This window comes from Nonlabens agnitus, assembly GCF_002994045.1.
GTDB lineage: Bacteria > Bacteroidota > Bacteroidia > Flavobacteriales > Flavobacteriaceae > Nonlabens > Nonlabens agnitus.
In genome coordinates, this window is record NZ_MQUC01000003.1 from 2,711,037 (window position 1) to 2,730,495 (window position 19,459).

The following is a 19,459-nucleotide window of genomic DNA, read 5'->3' on the forward strand; positions in this document are numbered from 1 at the left end:
GATTTGAATCTATAAATCAAACCCAATCTCTACACCTAATTTCATGGCGATCAATTTTGTGATGCGCGATTTGATTTCAGGAATCTTGACGCTTTCCAAGACTGAATTTGCAAAAGCAAACATCAATAGTGCTCTAGCTTCTTTTTTACCTATACCGCGAGACTGCATGTAGAACATCGCTTCTTCATCCAGTTGTCCTATAGTACAACCGTGTGAACAGCGCACATCATCTGCAAATATTTCCAGTTGCGGCTTGGCATTTATAGTAGCTTTATCACTAACCAAAATGTTGTTATTCTGCTGGAAGGCATTGATTTTTTGGGCAATTTTATCTACCAGTACCTTACCATTAAAGACACCTACAGCACGATCATCAAAAATCTGTTTGTATTCTTGATAACTCTCACAATTAGGCGCGGTGTGGTGCACTAACGTGGAATGATCCACATGTTGCTTATCACCTATAATCGTCACACCATTGAGCAGTGAGTTACAGTGCTCACCCAACTGGAAAAAGTTCAAGTTGTTACGTGTCAAAGCACCGCCAAATGAGAACGTGTGCAAACGCACCTCGCTATTGGTTTGTTGCTGCACGTTGGTATGGTCAATAAGGGATGCGCTTTGTTGGTCGTTTTGAATCTTATAGTAATCCACTAAAGAGCGTTGATCTGCAAAAACTTCAGTTACGCTGTTAGTTAGTACATTGTTTTCAGTCAAGCTTTGGTGGCGCTCTATAATTTGTACTTGTGAATTTTCACCTACTACTACAAGATTACGTGGTTGGACCATCATAGCTGCCTCACTACCTGTGGAGAAATAAACGATCTCTATAGGCTTATTGACGGCTATGTTTTTAGGGATATGGATATAGGCACCTTCTCTGGCAAAAGCCGTATTGAGAGACGTTAAGCTATCCTTACCTGCTAACTGGTTATAATAGGTTTCAATTATCGGAGCATACTTTGGATTGTTCAACGTGCTGGACATCAAACACACATCAAACTGCTCGTGTGTGGTTTGAGAAAGCTGCGAACTGTAAACACCATCAACAAATATCACACGATAAGCATCGATTTGATGGATGAGGTATTTTTTGATCTCTGCATAATCCAGCGTGACTTCCTTTTTAGGGAATAGGCTGTAATCTTTATTGAAAAGCGCTTTTAAGGATGTGTATTTGTAGGCCTCATCCTTACGTAACGGCAGTCCTTTTTCCTCAAAATCAGATAAGGCCTTGTTGCGCAGTTCATGCACATAGCTATCTGTATCGACCTCATTTTCAAGGGCCATAAAAGAGGAAAGGATGTTATCTTTAAAACTCATATAGTTTTACTTTTAAGCTGGATGATGATTTGACTTTCGTGCCTCGCTGTTGGTAGACAGCAAAGCGATAAAGCAAAATCATCAAAGCTTTACTTATTCAATCTATGCTTCTACTTCTTCTTTGATCCAGTCGTAACCGCGCTCTTCCAACTCGTGCGCCAATTCTTTACCACCAGATTTCACGATGCGTCCATTGAAAAGAACATGTACGTAATCTGGAACGATATAATCAAGCAAACGCTGGTAGTGAGTAATCACGATAGTCGCATTGTCCTTACTGCGCAATTTGTTGACACCATTAGCAACGATACGTAAAGCGTCGATGTCAAGACCAGAATCAGTCTCGTCAAGAATGGCCAGTTTAGGCTCTAACATAGCCATCTGGAATATCTCGTTACGCTTCTTTTCACCACCAGAAAAACCTTCATTCAATGATCTGGAAAGAAATTTGCGATCGATTTCAAGAAGTTCTGACTTCTCGCGTATCATCTTCAACATGTCCTTTGCAGGCATCTCGTCCTTACCTTGAGCCTTACGCGTCTCATTGATGGCCGTTTTCATGAAGTTGGTGACGCTTACACCAGGAATCTCTACAGGATATTGAAAGGATAGAAAAACGCCTCTGTGTGCTCTTTCTTCTGGATCAAGCTCCGTAATATCTTCATCGTTCATAGAGATTTCACCTTCTGACATTTCGTATTCCTCACGACCGGCAATCACGTTTGCTAACGTAGATTTTCCAGAACCGTTAGGTCCCATGATCGCGTGGACTTCTCCAGCTTTTACCTCTAGATTGATTCCTCTTAATATTTCCTTGCCGTCGATAGTGGCGTGCAGGTTTTTTACTTTCAACATATCTGTTAGTTATCTTCTTGTTCTTGCGCTTGAATCACACTGGATGATTTTGATTTGCGCACTTCTATAATTTTATCAATGACCAGCATTTGATCCCAGCCTTCGCCGGTTTCTGCCTTTAGTGGATTCGGAACTAGTTCGCCAGTCACAACTACTTGTACCATATCGTATGGTGTTCTTTGAAACTCTTTGGCCTTGCTGGCCAGCTCTGTTGCCTTTTCGTCAATTTTCACCGCATAAATATCGTCGCTGGTGGAAAGTACCGCCGCATCTGCTAGATAAATGAAATCGCCTTTGTACCGTGGCTCATCATAGGTAAGCACGTTTTCCTCTGTACTTTTTGGTTCAGATTCATTCTTGCAACCTACCAGTAGACCGATGCATAAGAAGAGTGAAAGGAGAAGGCTTCTCATTACTTAAGCGGTGTTTTGGCGACTGTATTTTTGAAGTCATCTAGGTCATGTTGTATAATGACTGTTGCGTTTTTCGCTTTCGCGAAAGCTTCAAACTCTTCAATACTTTGCTTACTCTCTGGAATGTCATAGTTAAATTGTGGAACGACAGCATCCTCACGGTTTTGCTCAAAGTGGTACGTGTCACCGGATAATAGGGTCGGACCAGATTCCTTTAAGCTAAGGAATAGCGCTTGGTGTCCTGCGGTGTGACCTGGAAAGGATTTAACCACCACACTACCGTCGTTGAAGATATCAAAGTCTCCATTAAGCACTTGCGTGTTTTTCAACTCGCTAAATGAATCTGGAGCATAAAACGGATTGCCTTTGATGGCGTCGCTATTGATAAAATCCAGCTCAGTTTGTTGTACTAACCATTTTGCATTTGGGAAATTGTTTGCAGCACCAGTGTGATCAAAGTGTACGTGTGAAAACGCAATCATGTCAATATCTGCTGGAGTTAATCCTACCGACTTTAATTGATCAACAATTTTCTCACTGCGTGAAATGGTAAACGCGTCACCTTCTGGAGTGACATCGCCTTGACCTACAAGTCCTTCTGGAAGACCTGTGTCCCATAATAAAGTTCCTTCTGGGTGCTGTATGATATAAAACGGTGCCGCTAGTTGGATGGATTCTCCTTCATAACGATCACCTTCAGAGAACATGACTTTTTGTTTTGCCAAAACACTACCACCATCAAAAATGTGGAGTTTTACCTCTGGTAGATTGGCAAGGCTATCTTGCTGGGCTGCCTCAGCCTCTGCATTTGTCATTCCTTCTTCAAAACCTTTTTTGAAGTCGTTACATGAAGTAAGCAACAACACTGTTGCAATAATGTAAATTATGTTTTTCATTGTTTTTGGTTTTTTTTGATTGATTTTGAAATAATTGGAATCTTCTATCCTACAGATCCTTCTAGGCTTATTTCTAGTAGTTTTTGTGCTTCTACGGCAAACTCCATTGGTAGCTTGTTCAATACTTCTTTGGAAAAGCCATTGACGATAAGTGCAATTGCTTTTTCAGTATCGATACCACGCTGATTGCAGTAGAAAATCTGGTCTTCACCTATTTTACTGGTCGTTGCCTCGTGTTCGACTTTGGCACTGTTGTTTTTAGTCTCGATATACGGAAACGTGTGTGCACCACACTCGTTACCCATCAACAAACTATCACATTGTGAAAAGTTACGGGCATTACTGGCTCTTGAGTTGATTTGTACTAGGCCACGATAAGAGTTTTGCGATTTACCGGCACTGATACCTTTTGAGATAATCGTAGACTTGGTGTTTTTACCAATGTGCGTCATCTTGGTTCCCGTATCTGCCTGCTGGAAGTTGTTGGTTACCGCGATAGAGTAGAATTCCCCAACGCTGTTGTCACCTTTCAAAATACAACTAGGATATTTCCATGTGATGGCACTACCAGTTTCTACTTGTGTCCAAGAGATCTTAGCGTTTTTCTCGCAAATACCACGTTTGGTTACAAAATTGTAGACGCCACCTTTTCCTTCTTTGTTTCCTGGATACCAGTTTTGTACGGTAGAATACTTGATTTCTGCATCATCAAGGGCAATCAATTCCACACAAGCCGCATGCAATTGGTTTTCATCACGTGATGGTGCAGTACAACCTTCTAGGTAACTCACATAACTACCTTCATCTGCCACTACAAGGGTTCTTTCAAATTGTCCTGTTCCCGCTTGATTGATACGGAAGTAGGTGCTCAATTCCATAGGACAACGTACGCCTTTAGGAATGTAACAGAAAGAACCATCAGAGAATACGGCTGCATTCAAGGACGCATAGTAATTATCTTTTTGCGGGATCACGGTTCCCAAGTATTTCTTTACCAATTCTGGATGCTCTTGAATAGCTTCAGAAATGGAGCAGAAGATAATGCCTTTCTCGGCGAGTGTTTTCTTGAATGTCGTTGCTACAGAAACCGAGTCCATCACGATATCTACCGCTACACCAGCAAGCATTTTTTGCTCATCAATGGAAATACCCAATCTTTTAAAAGTGTCCAGCAATTCTGGATCAACCTCGTCAAGACTTTCATATTTCGGTTTCTTACTAGGTGCAGAATAGTATGAAATGGCTTGTAAGTCTGGTTTTTCATAAGTCACGTTTGCCCATTCTGGCTCATGCATGCTTACAAAGTGACGATATGCCTCAAGTCTCCATTCTGTCATCCATTGCGGCTCATTTTTCTTAGCGCTTATCATGCGCACCACATCTTCACTTAAGCCTACGGGAATGGTGTCAGATTCAATATCTGTATAGAATCCATACTCGTACTCCTTAGTCTCGAGTTCTTTTTGTAATTCTTCCTCAGTATATTTTGCCATAATCTGTTGCTTATTTTAAGTCCAAAACTAGGACCTAGGTGCTATTCATTGTTTTACCTGATAGCTTAAGGCGTGTTTCGCTTTCGCGAAAGCGAACTCATTCTACTTCTATTGTTATAGAGAAAAGCTTTCTCCACATCCACAGGTGCGTTGCGCATTGGGATTATTGAAAACAAAACCCTTACCGTTCAAACCACCACTAAATTCTAGGGTCGTTCCTACTAGATACAGAAAGCTGCGCTTGTCAACAACGATGCGTACCTGGTTATCTTCAAATACTTTGTCAGTCTCAACGGTATTTTTATCAAAGGTCAAATCATAGGACAGACCGCTGCAACCGCCACTCTTGACGCCCACACGAACAAAATCCTTGTCGATGGAGTAACCTTCCTCACTCATGAGCGAGGTTAGTTTATTTTTTGCTGTTTCAGAAACATTAATCATAGTACTAATTGATTAAATAAATGTGTACAAAGATACGATACAAACAGCGGTAAACGCTAGGATGCAATGATAATCTCATATGGTAGTATGTGCAAAGACTATGCCTATGAACGCACTTGTCAGATCGTTAGTCCATCCCGAATCATAATTGTAATTTTGTAGCATGATTGAAGATAAAAATCCCTTAAGAACACCGATTGAGCAACTGGGCGAATTCGGTTTGATAGACCATATTACTAAAAACTTTGCGACCCAAAATGCGGGAACCGTAAGAGCCATAGGCGACGATGCGGCCGTCATCAAGCACGATAAGCACACGGTTGTCACAACAGATATGCTTGTGGAAGGCATCCACTTTGATTTAAGTTATGTGCCTCTCAAGCATTTGGGTTATAAAGCAGTGATGGTCAATTTGTCAGATGTCTATGCCATGAATGCCATCGCGACACAAGTGACGGTTTCCATTGCCATTTCCAACCGTTTTCCTGTAGAAGCGGTAGAAGAATTGTACGATGGTATCGCACTGGCTTGTCAAAATTATGGTGTCGACCTTATAGGTGGTGATACTACGGCCAGCAATAGTGGTTTGATCATTTCAGTAACTGCGCTGGGAGAACAGGAACCAGACAAGATTGTGTATAGATCTGGTGCTAAAGATGGTGATTTGCTGGTAGTTTCTGGCGATGTAGGTGCGGCTTACATGGGATTGCAAATCCTTGAGCGCGAGAAAGCTGTGTTTAAAGCTAACCCAAATAACCAGCCAGATATCGAGGCGTACAGTTATTTGATTGAGCGTCAACTCAAGCCTGAGGCTAGAAAGGATATTCCTAAACTATTAGAAGAGCTGGACGTATTACCTACCAGCATGATTGATGTAAGTGATGGCTTAAGCTCTGAAATGATTCATTTGTGCAAGCAATCTAGTGTTGGGATGAAAATCTATGAGGATAAAATCCCGCTGGACCCAACAGTCATTAGTTCTTGTGAAGAATTCAATCTGGATAGTACAACCGTGGCTTTGAGTGGTGGCGAGGATTATGAGCTATTGTTTACTGTGAAGCAGGAAGATTTCCCTAAGATTAAAGCAAATCCTAACCTATCCATCATAGGGCACGTTTTACCTCAAAGTGATGGTATACACCTGGTCACGCGAGGCGGCGAGCAGGTTGCCATTAAGGCAATGGGATGGAACAGTTTTGAAAGCTAGGCCGCTTTTGCCTTTTGAATAACTCTGGCTGGGCGACCGGCTTTTTTACGAGCCAGCTGTGCTAGTGACTTGTTGATACGCTCATAAATGTCATTAAGCGGTACGGTCTCACCATAGATATTGTTAGTAACTTGCTTGTTGCACTTGGTGCAACACCATTCATTGACGCGATCATTGACCACGTGAGAAATTTCCATTTGATGCCCAGAAATGAAGCAGACCAGACGCTTAAAGGGGTTTTGCATGTGTCGTTTTTTGGAGTTGGAGGTAATTCTGATTTAAAAGGATTGTTAAATCTAGAGAAAGTTATTCACAAATTACGTTTAACGAACTGTTTTTTCGACTAACTGCAATTTTATTATTTCATTGGGATGCGTGACTAAACTCATATGTCCTGATTCCAGCTCGTAGTTAATAGCCTTTAATTTTTCTATTTCCACTTCAATAGTAGCTGGTGGTATGATCTCATCACGTGAACCGTATATGTACTGAAGTGGGATGGAAGTGTCTTCGAGAACTGGTAAAAACGATGGTCTATCTCTCATGGCAATGAGAGCATTACTAATGCTGGCCATGGAAATACGAGCGGCTTGTTGTTTCATGGATTCTATTTCTGCCTTATAGTTTTCCCTTTCGGTCGTGGTGAAAAGATTGGAAATGGCCATTTTAGTAAATGCTTGTGGATATTTCTGGATCAATGTTAAAGATCTGTCGCGCTGCTCCACGCGACTGGTAGAATCATTTGTAGCGCAACTGTTGATTAATGTGAGTGACAGAAGCTTTGAAGGGTACGCTTTCGCGAAAGCGCACCCCACATAGCCGCCCATGCTATGACCCACAAAGTGAATTTCGTCAACAGCATATTGCAACAATACCTGATGGATCTCTTGAGCCAGGTCATCTAGCGTGTACTTCTTCTCACAAGAATTGTCGCCATGACCCGGCAACTCCAACAGTAGTATTTGATACGACTCTTTGTAGTGCTCGACCATCCTGCTCCATTGATCGCTGCTCCCTAAAAAGCCGTGAAGGAATAGGATGGTAGGACCTGTTTTAGGCAGGCATTGAAGTGTAAGAAGTCTGTCATGCGTCATAGGGCAAAGATAATCTGGATTGAGATGGACATGGGATATAACGCTAAACTTAGCTTTGAGCGACTTAGGCTTCTCTCGCTATTGCCGTTCATCTTTTAAGGTGGGCAATTTTAATAATCCTTAGATTTGAACATAAATCGGTTTTTTTGAGCATTCCATCACAAGCATTTGAGCAATATACTGTAGGGTTTTACAACTTAGAAAACTTCTTTGATTTTCAGAATGACCAACATATCCTCGATGACGACTTCACCACACTAGGTCGTAATGAATGGAATGAAAATAGGTACAACAAGAAGCTCCAAAAAATAAGTGATGCCATAAGCCAGATAGGTGCTGATTATACCGGTAACCTTCCAGCGGTCCTGGGCGTTGCCGAGGTAGAGAATAAAAAAGTCCTGAACGACTTGATCCAACAACCCAAGCTACGTAATCATAAATACAGCTACGTGCATTTCAATAGTCCGGATGAACGCGGTATTGATGTGGCCCTACTATATAGGACCGATGTTTTTGAAGTCCTGGAATCACGACCTATCACTTTGTTGATTGAAGATGATATGGGAATAAGGGACACCACTAGGGATATTCTGTATGTGAAAGGCAAGCTTGCAGGCACCACGCTACATATCTATGTGAATCACTGGCCGTCCAGGCGTGATGGTTCTGGAACGACAGAGTACAAAAGGGCACTTGCTGCCCAACAGCTCATGCAACACATAGACCAGATAGACGATGCAGGAAACCGTAGGCAACGACTGGAAAAGGACAATACTTTTATCATCATCATGGGTGACTTTAATGACGATCCTGAAAACGACAGTATTTCCAAAGGTATTTTACCGCATGGTTTTGACAATATAACAGCACCTCTCAAGAACTTTCATCGTGGGTCGCTCAACCATAAGTTCAAATGGAATCTTTTTGACCAGATCATGGTAAGTGAGAACCTCCACAATGATATACCTGGCGATTTGTTTGTCCATAAGGCAGATATTTTTGACGACATTATGTTGCGCCAGTGGAAAGGAAAATACCGCGGGCAGCCAGCACGCACTTTTGCTGGTGGTAGGTATGCTGGTGGATATAGTGATCACTTTCCTGTGTACACCGTGTTGAGACGTAATTGATTACATAAAAAAACCACTGCCATCAAAGCAGTGGTTCTTTGTATTTGTTACGCTTTCCTGACTGCCGTCAGGCAGGCGCGAAAGCGTAATCCATCAAGTCTTAGTTGCTGGTAATGGTAACATCATCTAATTGATAACCACCGTTTGCCGTACCGCCATCAACATCGTTGCCCGTGTACTTAAATGCAATCGCACCGGTACCGTCAACACAGTCAAGAGAAATATTTCCTGAAGAAACAAAGTTTCTAAAAAACTCGCTGTTGGGAACTACAGTGGCGTCTGCCAATGCGCTCCATGTCGCGGTTTCAACACCTGCAGGTGTTCCATCCCAGTCATTGGAGAAAAGAACCTCTAGAGTCGAAGCATCTGCAAAATCATTTGAAGTAAAGAAGTTGAGTACCTCACCGGTTTGTGCATCAAAGTCTATTTGTGGAGTGATCAACCATGCGATAGAGCTCTCATCACCACTTCTAAATGTAGTAGCTCTTGTTGCAGGGCTGTTTCTATCGCCGTCAAAATAAGATTCCCATTCCACGGTACCAGCTTGTACATAATTGGTCCAGCCGGCTGGCATGGTGGCAGTATTATTCACACCACCATTAAAGTTTTCATTAATTAACGAATTAGCTCCAGGTCCATTAGCAGTGCCACAGGCAACCACGTCAAACTCACAACGAGTAGTTGGATCAAAATCAAAATTTGATGGAGCATTTGCTTTCAATACAAAAAACTCATCTCTAAAATCTCTCAAGATAAGCCCATCGATGGAGCCACTACCTTCAGGAACTCTGATAGATTTAAAATCTGCAAAGGTTGAAGTTTGAAAAACTAAAGGTGTTGCAAAGAAGTCTTCGCAGGTTTGAATCAGACGGTCACCGTCAAAGGTGTCACCTCTTTCTGTCGCAAATGTCTTTCCTAATTCAGAATCTAAAAACTGAACATTAGAAACTCTTACCCATTGGTTTTCTAGTGATTCATTAACCTCGTTCAAAGTAACTTCCTTGGGAACAATAGCCGCTGTTTCTTCATCGCGCAGGATGGTATTCAAAACTTCTGAAGCAAATATTCTTTCAAGATCCTCGCCTATACCTAGTGTGTACACACCATTTGATTCTCCTAAAGTCAAACCATCTAGTTTGATATACACTTTACGACCAAAGTTAAAACGGGTGAACAAAGGACTAAGATCTGCCTGAACGTTTACACCAACGGTAGGATTTTCAGGAGCATTCTGGATCACTAATTCTTTGAAGTAATTACCACCTTCATCGCTAGAAACGACATAACCTTCAACAAAGCCGTCTGTTGCATCAAATGTGATAGGCTCTGGATCTTGCCCACCAAAGGTGTTCTCGTACTGGTTAATAATTGTGGTGAGATTAGCGGTGCCGGCAGGAGCTTCTACCACAACCTCATTCAAATCTGGTATTGCAAAATCATCATCTTCCACACAAGAAAAAGAGATCGCAACTACTGCTAGCAAAGCAAAGAGTTTGTTTAAATTTTTCATTTCTCTGTTATTTATAAATTTCATTAAAGCTTTTTTAGAATCTTAGGTAAACGTTTAGATAGTAGGTAGCCCCATTACCAAAAAAGTATCTTGGTGCAAAGACCTCCGTTGGGTTGTTTCTGTCGTCTCGTACAGATTGAAAGTTTGTAGTACGAGACTGCTCAAATCCACCTGTTTTGTATTCGATGTTAAATACATTGTTGATGGTAGCAAAGAACCCTACGTACTTGTCATCAATTCTCCAAGATTTTCCACCAATCACATTCACTAGGACATAATCATCAAATTGTTCCTGCTTTAAAAGTTCTTTGGCAAGCACAGGATCAAAATCATTGAACTCTTGCCCGTCCTCGTCAAGTCTGAATCTGTCAGATCTTCTTATGATGCTTGGGTCTATGTAGCCATTAGCAAAATAGTTGGCAGTAACTCCAATGTTCCAATATTCTGGATCACGATATTCAAATCCTATTTGTGCTGCTGTTTCTGGACCGCCAGCTACATGGTAGTTTTTTAGATTTACAGATCCATCACCATAGATTACTCTGTTACCATCTCGAACGATGCCACCTCCAAATAAATCTTCTCGTAATTGATCATCAGTAGTGTAATATACTTGTGCATCGTCAGAGTATATATTTTGTCCTGCCGCAACCGCAGCTTTCAAATTGATGGTAGGAGTGATTTGATACTCAATACCTAGTTCCAGACCATAGTTTCTTCTATCAATTCCAGTCACTACCTCTTGAATAAATCCACCTTGTTCACCAACAAAATTTTCTGTAAAGAAGAAATTGATATCATTTCCATCCTCAAACTGGGTATAGTAACCGGTAGCTCTCAATTTTAGAATAGGAGAACGATAGATATAACTACCGTCAAAACTGTAACTCTTCTCTGACTCTAGACCGTCAACGATAAGGTTGTTTTGGCGAGCGTTAACAAAGGTGTTTCTTATGTAAGGTGCTCTTGTTATATATGCTCCATTGAAGTTAAGTAGGTTCAAACCATTGATTTTGTAGGTAGCACCACCTTTTACACCAAAGTTCGTAAAGTCAACCTTCTCACTTTTTCCAAAAGATTCGTTTCCTAAAAAGTTTCCATTTTCATAAAGTCCATCACGTTGGTAGTCTGTCTGAGTTACAGATCCTGCTACGAAGTAATCGATTTTATTGGTCTTGAACTGTGCTTGTGCAAATGCGTTGACTACATTAGCATCTATAATATAGTTGTATTTATAACGGTCACCTTCGGTGACAATTCTATTAGGGTTTCTAACATCAGATTGAGCAGCATCATTTTGTACCTGATCTATGTTAGCGGTTTCTTCTGCAAAGAAATCTACGTCTAGAAAACCAGTTCCGCCTAGGAGGTCTTGTAACAATGCATAATTTTCACTTCTAAGCTTTCTGTAATTAGCACCTGCAGTAAGTAAGATATTGTCTGCTAGGTCTGCTGTAAGGATGGTACTAGCTTGAAATTGATTGTCATCGATTCTGTCTTCTTGAATTGCATAAATGGAGTTTCCTCCATTTTCTCGAACAGTCAAGTTTTGCCTATATAAATCTTCCCAATCCAACTGCCCATCATTGATGAACTCCTGTTCTGCTCTGAACGCAGAGGCAAGGTCAAAAGAAGTATTTCCATTTCTCAAGAAATAGCTAGGTAGATTTTGATAATAATCTGGATTAGGGTTAGGTGCGCCACCTATATAAACGTCGCGGCCTAGAGTGTTGTCCAATCTAGTACCACCATTATCAATTCTGGTGTTTCCAATTTTACCAAACTGGTAAGAAGCATTGGTCTGTAACTGTACTTTAGGAGAGATTGTCCAGTAGTGGTTCAACATCAAGATAGGCTCGTCAATCTCTCTTATTCTGGAATTGCGTTGTGCATTGTCCTGTAGTCCCCAGAATGGGTTGTACTCTATACCTTTAAGGTCTTTGATCTCTTCTGTAATCGCAGTTCTACGTCCACGTCTGTTAGAGGCATAGATACCGGTAAAATTCAAGAAGTGATTCTCGCTCAGCTTACGTTCTACATTAAGACTGACTGAATTTGCATCGTATAAAGTTCCATCTACAAAACCTTCTTCACCGCTTCTTCTGGAAGCAGTAATCGCATAAGCCCAACCGCTGCTAAGCAAACCACTTTTATAGGTTCCCATAAAGCGGGCGCGGTAACTTCTATTGGCACTGGCGTAGGAAATCTGTGAACCTGCACGTTGTTGTGAAGCTCTCATGTCAATACTTTGTACACCACCATATCCACCAAAAGTGTCGTCTGCAGGTGCCAGTCCCATGGTAAAGGTCTGGTTGCGTTGCAGATCGTTGATGCCGCCCCAATTGGACCACTGTGGTCTACCAGAGAATTGCTTGTTCATTTCAAGACCGTTGATAAGAATCTTACCATCTTCACTATTAAGACCTCTAGGTCTAAAGAATGTCGCGCTAAAATCGAAAGCAGCTGCTCTTAAAAATTGATCTCTCGTGGCTTGTAATAATCCAGAAACATTGTTTGCGGCGTTATCGTCATCAGCGAGGTCATTCTCTGTCAGGGAAACGATTCCTTGAGCCTGTTCTTGCTGTATGTTATCCACCTTTAAATAAAGAGGATCTAGATTTACTATGGAACCTTTAATGATCACCACTGGAATGTTGCGGGTTAGGTATTCATTGGACTCGATGATCACCATTTGGTCACCTTCTTCAAGGTCCTGTTCAAAAACAAAATATCCCTGCGCGTCTGTAGTTGCTTGTTGGTTTGAACCTCTTATCGTGATGATGGCACCAGGAATGGGTTCTTCGGTAGTCTCGTCAATGACGCGACCTTTAAGCAGTTCTTGTGCCATCCCTAGAGTAGAAGTGAGCATCATGACAGCCAGTAAAAATCTGGAGTAGAATTGATTCATTTTTAGTTAATATTATTATAACGTTATGTATGAGCGGGCAAAACTACATAATTATATTGGCTAACGTACCTTTGGCCTATCGTTTGGTTTAGATTTTACACAAACATAAACTTAGAACTATTCAAGATATGTACAAATATTTGATAATGAGTGCTTTGGCTTATTTCGCTTTCGCGAAAGCGACAACCGCACAAACCACTGAAGCCAAGCAGTATAAGGTTCAAACCATTGCCTTCTACAATCTGGAAAACCTTTTTGACACTGAAGATGATACCACCATTTTTGATGAGGCTAGCCCTATTATGGAGATGGACGAAGGTATACGTGAAGAAGTGTATCAAAAGAAGCTGTCTAACATGGCCAGAGTCATCCGCAAAATAGGAGCAGAAAAATCTCAATCTGCACCTACCATTCTAGGCGTTTGCGAGGTGGAAAACCGTAAGGTTCTTGAAGACTTGGTGAATCATCCATTGCTGCGAGAGTTTGATTACGGTATAGAACATTTCAATTCTCCAGACCGTCGCGGTATTGATACGGGCTTTTTATACAAAAAGCGCGAATTCAAGGTGTTGAATAGTACCCTTAAAGAACTGTTGATTTACGATCCTGTAGATGGAGATCGTATTTATACCAGAGACCCGATTATCGTTACAGGCGAGCTCAATGGTGACAAGATGACCTTTATCGTTAATCACTGGCCATCACGCAGTGGTGGAGAGCAAAAAAGCCGAAGTAAAAGAAATGCAGCTGCAGAACTTAACAAATCCATTATTGACAGTCTGCACAGTATAGATTCTATGTCTAAGATATTTGTTATGGGTGACCTTAACGACGACCCAACAAATGAAAGCGTCAAGGATATCCTCAATGCTCAAGAAAATAGAGAAGAGGTAAAGCCACAAATGATCTATAATCCCTATCTACAAATGCATAGAGATGGTTATTCTACACTATTCTACAGAGATGCGGGAAACCTATTTGACCAGATTATGTTTACTTATCCTATGCTAATGGAGGCGAACCAGTCCGGTTATCAGTACTGGCAATCCCATATTTATAATCCTAGTTTTATGAGCAATAAAACGGGACAATATAAAGGTTATCCTTACCGAAGCTTTTTAGGGAGCACTTTTACAGGTGGTTTTAGCGACCACTTTCCTGTATATGTGTATGTCGTCAAGGAAATAACTAATGACGATCAAACCAACGTAGATCGCGACTAGCACTAGAAATACGATATTTATTCAAGGCCTAGTCCTTAAAACCAATGCGCTCCTTGAGCGCATTGTTTTTTAGAAATGGTAAAAGGCATCTTCTAGATGCTCTATCCTCGTTCCTGCCTTGTTTTTTATGATGGCAACGATATCAAAGCGTACCTCAACATCGGGCTCTTCCAATTCTTCTACGAAATGATGAGCAGTCTCTACCAGCCTTTTGATTTGTAGTGGTTTCAGGAAATCTTGTGGATCACCAAAATCTGGTGTGGACCTTGTCTTCACCTCGACAATCACGATCAGGTCATCCAACCTGGCGATAATATCGATCTCACCTTTTTGATAGGTGTAATTACGCGTCAATATTTGATATCCTTTTTTAAGAAGATGTGCAGCCGCAAGATCTTCACCTACAGAACCTAATTCATTGTGCTGCGCCATATCAAAGATTATTGCGAGATAGTGATGTTTTCCTTTTTGATAGCTACTGTAATGTCTTTCCCTAGAACAAAGCTATAATTATCTACCACATGGCCAGCTGGAAACCCGTAGATTACAGGGTACGAATAGTCTGCCGTGTGCTCTTGAATAATCTCTTCCACCGTTTTTCCAAATGGTGTGTCGTGATCCTTGATGTCGGTAAAGCCGCCAACGATAAGACCTTTCAAGTGGGCTAGTTTTCCAGCTCTACTTAAGACGGTGACCATACGGTCCACGTGATACAACAATTCATCAAGGTCTTCTATAAACAGAAAATGTCCATCCAGTTCAGGAAACGTAGCAGAACCTAACATACTTACTAGGACAGATAGATTTCCGCCTACAATCGGCGCCTTGAGAGTGACAGGCTTTAGATGTTGTGTATTTGGTATTGTATAGTTTTGTGGACTTTGGGTAGCTGCGTATTGAAAGCTTTCTCGAACGGCTTTAGACTTTTCTCCTATTTCCCTAGGCATAAAAGCATGCATACTTTGAAGGCCGTTGCACTGCCATAAACCATGAAGATGAGTGACATCAGAGTAGCCTATCAAGAGTTTGTTCTTGCCGTTCAAAACGTTCAAATCAATTTGATCCACAATTTTAACCGTGCCATAACCACCACGAGCAATCCATATAGCGTTGACGTTCTCATCTTTCAGGGCATCCATGAAATCGTGTAGACGTTTCTCATTGGTTCCACCATATTGGTGATCTTTATTACCAATGGTTTTTCCTAAACTAACTTGAAAACCCAAAGAGCTTAACCATTCTGTAGCTGGCTGTAAGTCTACCGCTTCAACAGATCGCGCTGTACATAAGATCCTAATATGGTCACCTTCACACAGCGATGGAAATGGTTGATATGCTTTCATAAAAGGACGGTCTTCAATAGACTACATGGATTGGATTATGCCTCAAGCTTTCCTCTAAAAGTACTGGAAATAATAGCAGCGATAAAATAAATGAAAACACTTTGTGCGAGAAGCACAAAGGCTGTGAATCACTTTGCAATCAGCAATCTAAATCAATTAAGACAATATAGTTATTCGACGGCAGTGGAAGTTCCAGGCTTAGGAATCTCCATTTGAATCCTATTGATGTAGAGTTTCAAATCTTTGGACGCTGCAGAAGAAAGATCAAAAAGATCATAACTGTAATATTCTGCTGGGATCATGTCAGATGTTGGTCTAACGGTGTACGTGATCTTCTTATCGGCAAGAATGCCTTTGTCCGCTTTTACTTTACCTGGCAAATCATATCCTAAGCCATAGAAAGCAATAGGCGCTTCATTGGCTTTTTCCAATACTTCGATGGGATCACCTACTTTACCATAATCTGTAGTCCACTGACCAGATTTATCCCAGTATAGTTCTTGTGGTAGGGAATCATTGTAGATGACCTTCAATTCGTCAAGCGTTTCGGGATATAGGGTCACAACCGTTCTAATGCCGTTGTATTCGTCTACAAATTTGGTTTCTTTGGTTATGTTGGCATCGCTGTATTCCTCTTCCCAATCAGGATTGGTAGAGATTGCTTCTACCAGCTGTTGCGCATCAAATGGGTTAGCGGGTTCTTTATCGTTTTGACAGGAAATAATAGCAATAGCTATAAATACGAGCAATATCTTTTTCATGAAATCATTTTACCAGTTGCAAATATAGCCGTGCTTTTTAGAACTTATAGACTATACGATCTACGTAAAGTTGTAGTTTTTCAACATCTGGATCTTTTGAATCATAAATTTGGTCTCCTATAAACTCATTCACAGCATCTTCTGGTATATCGACATAACTGGGCGACAGGGAAATCGAGTAACGATCTGCGTCAATGAAGCCACCACCTAGAATCACATAACCACTATGATCCCATTCAAAACCTGCAAATTGTACCGGCACACCGTTGATCTCGTTCAATTGTTCAATGGAGCTGCCTACCTTTAAACCATCCCTAGTGCGCCATGGACCGCGTTTCAAGACAAAAATCTCAAAAGGTGCCTCATTTTCAAAGGATATAAAAAGCTCGTTAGACGTTCCTTCACCCATAAACATTACTTTACGTCTCACGCTTCCTTCTTCAAATTGCATGCTGGTCTCATTCATGTCCAGCTCTTGATAAATGTCAAGGTAGGAGCCGTCCTTCAGGGATTCCGCAAGGTGTTCCAGCGTCCAGTAGTCGGCATCTTCAGGGATTTTTGCAATAGGTATGGCTGGTTCCAGCGCTGGTCGCTCTTGGTTTTTACAACTTATAGCAATCAGCACAACGGTAAGAAGAAGAATATGATTTTTCATGGGGATCGTTGAGTAGTTCGCTTTCGCGAAAGCTAACAAATTACAAGCTTTACTGCTCCCAATGGAACATTAAAGCTGCGACAGTTATTGTAAATTTGTGGCTTTGAAACCATTTCATGAACCATCAACAACGATATACGATTACAGCGGCATTGCCGTATACTAACGGTCCAGTCCATATAGGTCACCTAGCAGGCGTTTATGTCCCGGCAGATATTTATGCGCGCTACCAGCGACTAAAAGGTGCAGATGTTGCCTTTATTTGCGGTAGTGACGAGCATGGTGTGCCCATTACCTTAAAGGCCAAAAAAGAAGGCGTCACCCCACAAGAAATTGTGGACCGCTACCATAAAATTATTGGTGATTCCTTTGAAGAATTTGGGATCTCGTTTGATAATTACAGCCGCACCAGCGCGCCCATCCATCATGATACGGCCAGTGATTTTTTCACCAAATTATATAACGATGGCAAGTTCATCGAGCAGGTTACGGAGCAGCTTTATGATGCAGAGGCCAACCAGTTTCTAGCCGATCGTTTTGTCGTGGGAACCTGTCCCAAGTGCGGCAATCCAGAATCTTACGGTGATCAATGCGAGCGTTGCGGGACTTCCCACAATGCCACCGATTTGATCGAGCCTAAAAGTGCCATCACCGGCAACGTCCCAGAATTGCGCGAGACCAAACACTGGTTCCTACCACTGGACCAGTACAGCGAGTGGCTCAATGAATGGATCGTAGATGGCCATGCGGCCGACTGGAAAACCAATGTATTAGGGCAAGTCAAGGGCTGGATCGCAGATGGTTTAAAGCCACGCGCGGTAACTCGAGATCTGGATTGGGGAATTCCTGTTCCCGTAGAAGGTGCAGACGGCAAAGTGTTGTACGTCTGGTTTGATGCGCCTATCGGTTACATCTCCTCTACTAAGGAATGGGCAGCTCGTGAAGGCAAGAATTGGGAAGATTACTGGAAGAATGAGGATACCAAACTCCTTCATTTTATAGGCAAGGACAACATTGTTTTTCACTGTATCATTTTCCCGGCGATGCTCAAGGCGCACGGCGAGTTCATCTTGCCAGACAACGTGCCAGCAAACGAATTTTTGAATCTGGAAGATGATAAAATATCCACCTCGCGTAATTGGGCGGTCTGGTTGCATGAATACCTAGAGGATTTCCCGGGTCAACAAGACGTATTGCGTTACGTGTTGACTGCTAATGCTCCAGAAACTAAAGACAATAACTTTACCTGGAAGGATTTCCAGGCGCGCAACAACAATGAATTGGTCGCCATTCTTGGGAACTTCATCAATCGTGCGCTGGTGTTGACACACAAATATTACGATGGAGTCGTGCCAGAGCCTGGTGCGTTTACACAGGTAGATCAAGAGACACTAGACGCTGTCAATGCCTTTCCAGCCAGTATAGAAAGCAGTCTGGAGAGATATCGCTTTCGCGAAAGCGCCAACGAGTTCATGAATCTTGCAAGATTGGGAAACAAGTACCTAGCCGATGAAGAACCGTGGAAAATCATCAAAACCGACCCAGAACGTGTAAAAACCGTGATGTTTGTTGGACTTCAAATCGCTGCAGCGCTTGCCGTTCTTGCAGAACCATTCTTGCCACATACCGCAAAGAAATTACAGGACATGCTCAACATCGCTTCTAATCCAGCTGCACGATTGCGTGCAGATCTAGTAAAGATTGAATGGAACGACATCGCTCAAAAACAAGAGCTATTCCATCACGGCTATAAAATCAATAAAGCCGAATTACTTTTCTCTAAAATAGAGGACGAACAAATAGAAGCACAACTTGCCAAACTAGAAGCTACTAAAGCCTCCAACAAATCCACAACACCTAATCTTATGCCACAAAAAGAAGAAACCAATTACGATGATTTCATGAAAATGGACCTGCGTGTCGCAGAAATCCTGACTGCTGAAAAACTACCGAAGTCCAACAAACTAATGGTGATGACAGTGGATACAGGCATCGACAAAAGAACCATCGTGAGCGGTATCGCAAAACACTTCACGGCTGAAGAATTGGTGGGCAGAAAAGTAACCGTCCTTGCCAACCTCGCGCCCAGAAAACTAATGGGTGTTGAATCTCAAGGAATGATTCTACTCGCCGAAGATCCAGATGGGAAATTGGTTTTTGTCAATCCAGATGATGCGATTGTGAATGGGGCGACGATAGCGTAG

General features: G+C 41.8%; 18 protein-coding genes. 4 read left to right on the plus strand and 14 right to left on the minus strand.

What is annotated here, in order from left to right:
- Nucleotides 1–9: 9 nt before the first annotated feature.
- The 6 genes from sufD to BST86_RS12560 all read right to left on the minus strand — a co-directional run bounded on the left by sufD (nt 10) and on the right by BST86_RS12560 (nt 5,424).
- Entirely contained in the window at nt 10–1,323 is a 1,314-nt protein-coding gene (gene sufD / locus BST86_RS12535; protein ID WP_105983550.1) for a Fe-S cluster assembly protein SufD, read from the minus strand.
- Between the two features lie 102 nt (nt 1,324–1,425).
- Nucleotides 1,426–2,178 carry a Fe-S cluster assembly ATPase SufC gene (gene sufC, locus BST86_RS12540; RefSeq protein ID WP_105983551.1) on the minus strand — a complete coding sequence of 251 codons (753 nt, stop codon included), beginning with the start codon at nt 2,176–2,178 and terminating at the stop codon, nt 1,426–1,428.
- A 5-nt stretch (nt 2,179–2,183) separates the two neighbouring features.
- Entirely contained in the window at nt 2,184–2,591 is a 408-nt protein-coding gene (locus BST86_RS12545; protein WP_105983552.1) for a component of SufBCD complex, read from the minus strand.
- Entirely contained in the window at nt 2,591–3,487 is an 897-nt protein-coding gene (locus tag BST86_RS12550) for an N-acyl homoserine lactonase family protein (RefSeq protein ID WP_105983553.1), read from the minus strand. Before BST86_RS12550 ends, BST86_RS12545 begins: the two co-directional genes overlap by 1 nt.
- A gap of 44 nt (nt 3,488–3,531) precedes the next feature.
- On the minus strand, nt 3,532–4,980 hold the full coding sequence (sufB, locus tag BST86_RS12555; protein WP_055411568.1) for a Fe-S cluster assembly protein SufB: 1,449 nt from the start codon (nt 4,978–4,980) through the stop codon (nt 3,532–3,534).
- Nucleotides 4,981–5,094: 114 nt separating this feature from the next.
- Nucleotides 5,095–5,424: a HesB/IscA family protein gene (locus BST86_RS12560; protein ID WP_105983554.1), complete on the minus strand. Its 330-nt coding sequence runs from the start codon at nt 5,422–5,424 to the stop codon at nt 5,095–5,097.
- Nucleotides 5,425–5,587: 163 nt separating this feature from the next.
- Here BST86_RS12560 and thiL point away from each other — a divergent pair, with 163 nt between their 5' ends.
- Nucleotides 5,588–6,631: a thiamine-phosphate kinase gene (thiL, locus tag BST86_RS12565; RefSeq protein ID WP_105983555.1), complete on the plus strand. Its 1,044-nt coding sequence runs from the start codon at nt 5,588–5,590 to the stop codon at nt 6,629–6,631.
- Here thiL and BST86_RS12570 read toward each other — a convergent pair.
- On the minus strand, nt 6,628–6,876 hold the full coding sequence (locus tag BST86_RS12570; RefSeq protein WP_105983556.1) for a hypothetical protein: 249 nt from the start codon (nt 6,874–6,876) through the stop codon (nt 6,628–6,630). The two genes, thiL and BST86_RS12570, sit on opposite strands and share 4 nt — an antisense overlap.
- A gap of 78 nt (nt 6,877–6,954) precedes the next feature.
- The gene (locus BST86_RS12575) at nt 6,955–7,725 is read right to left on the minus strand and encodes an alpha/beta fold hydrolase (RefSeq protein ID WP_105983557.1); all 771 of its coding nucleotides are present in this window, start codon (nt 7,723–7,725) and stop codon (nt 6,955–6,957) included.
- A 146-nt stretch (nt 7,726–7,871) separates the two neighbouring features.
- Here BST86_RS12575 and BST86_RS12580 point away from each other — a divergent pair, with 146 nt between their 5' ends.
- Nucleotides 7,872–8,855, plus strand: a complete 984-nt coding sequence (locus BST86_RS12580; protein ID WP_105983558.1) for an endonuclease/exonuclease/phosphatase family protein — start codon at nt 7,872–7,874, stop codon at nt 8,853–8,855.
- 100 nt (nt 8,856–8,955) lie between these two features.
- Here BST86_RS12580 and BST86_RS12585 read toward each other — a convergent pair whose 3' ends face one another.
- Both BST86_RS12585 and BST86_RS12590 read right to left on the minus strand, forming a co-directional pair.
- A complete protein-coding gene (locus BST86_RS12585) occupies nt 8,956–10,365 on the minus strand; it encodes a DUF5689 domain-containing protein (protein ID WP_242446529.1) in 1,410 nt (469 codons plus the stop codon).
- Nucleotides 10,366–10,399: 34 nt separating this feature from the next.
- Nucleotides 10,400–13,273: a carboxypeptidase-like regulatory domain-containing protein gene (locus BST86_RS12590; RefSeq protein ID WP_105983560.1), complete on the minus strand. Its 2,874-nt coding sequence runs from the start codon at nt 13,271–13,273 to the stop codon at nt 10,400–10,402.
- A 146-nt stretch (nt 13,274–13,419) separates the two neighbouring features.
- On the opposite strand from BST86_RS12590, the gene BST86_RS12595 reads away from it, so the two are divergent.
- The gene (locus BST86_RS12595) at nt 13,420–14,496 is read left to right on the plus strand and encodes an endonuclease/exonuclease/phosphatase family protein (protein WP_105984034.1); all 1,077 of its coding nucleotides are present in this window, start codon (nt 13,420–13,422) and stop codon (nt 14,494–14,496) included.
- A 69-nt stretch (nt 14,497–14,565) separates the two neighbouring features.
- Here BST86_RS12595 and BST86_RS12600 read toward each other — a convergent pair whose 3' ends face one another.
- The 4 genes from BST86_RS12600 to BST86_RS12615 form a co-directional block, all read right to left on the minus strand.
- The gene (locus tag BST86_RS12600) at nt 14,566–14,928 is read right to left on the minus strand and encodes a YraN family protein (RefSeq protein WP_105983561.1); all 363 of its coding nucleotides are present in this window, start codon (nt 14,926–14,928) and stop codon (nt 14,566–14,568) included.
- A gap of 8 nt (nt 14,929–14,936) precedes the next feature.
- The gene (locus BST86_RS12605) at nt 14,937–15,839 is read right to left on the minus strand and encodes a S66 peptidase family protein (protein WP_105983562.1); all 903 of its coding nucleotides are present in this window, start codon (nt 15,837–15,839) and stop codon (nt 14,937–14,939) included.
- A gap of 170 nt (nt 15,840–16,009) precedes the next feature.
- On the minus strand, nt 16,010–16,600 hold the full coding sequence (locus BST86_RS12610) for a hypothetical protein (protein WP_105983563.1): 591 nt from the start codon (nt 16,598–16,600) through the stop codon (nt 16,010–16,012).
- 37 nt (nt 16,601–16,637) lie between these two features.
- The gene (locus BST86_RS12615) at nt 16,638–17,255 is read right to left on the minus strand and encodes a hypothetical protein (protein WP_105983564.1); all 618 of its coding nucleotides are present in this window, start codon (nt 17,253–17,255) and stop codon (nt 16,638–16,640) included.
- A gap of 116 nt (nt 17,256–17,371) precedes the next feature.
- Here BST86_RS12615 and metG point away from each other — a divergent pair, with 116 nt between their 5' ends.
- Nucleotides 17,372–19,459 (plus strand): methionine--tRNA ligase, encoded by a 2,088-nt coding sequence (gene metG, locus BST86_RS12620; RefSeq protein ID WP_105983565.1) that lies wholly within the window; start codon nt 17,372–17,374, stop codon nt 19,457–19,459.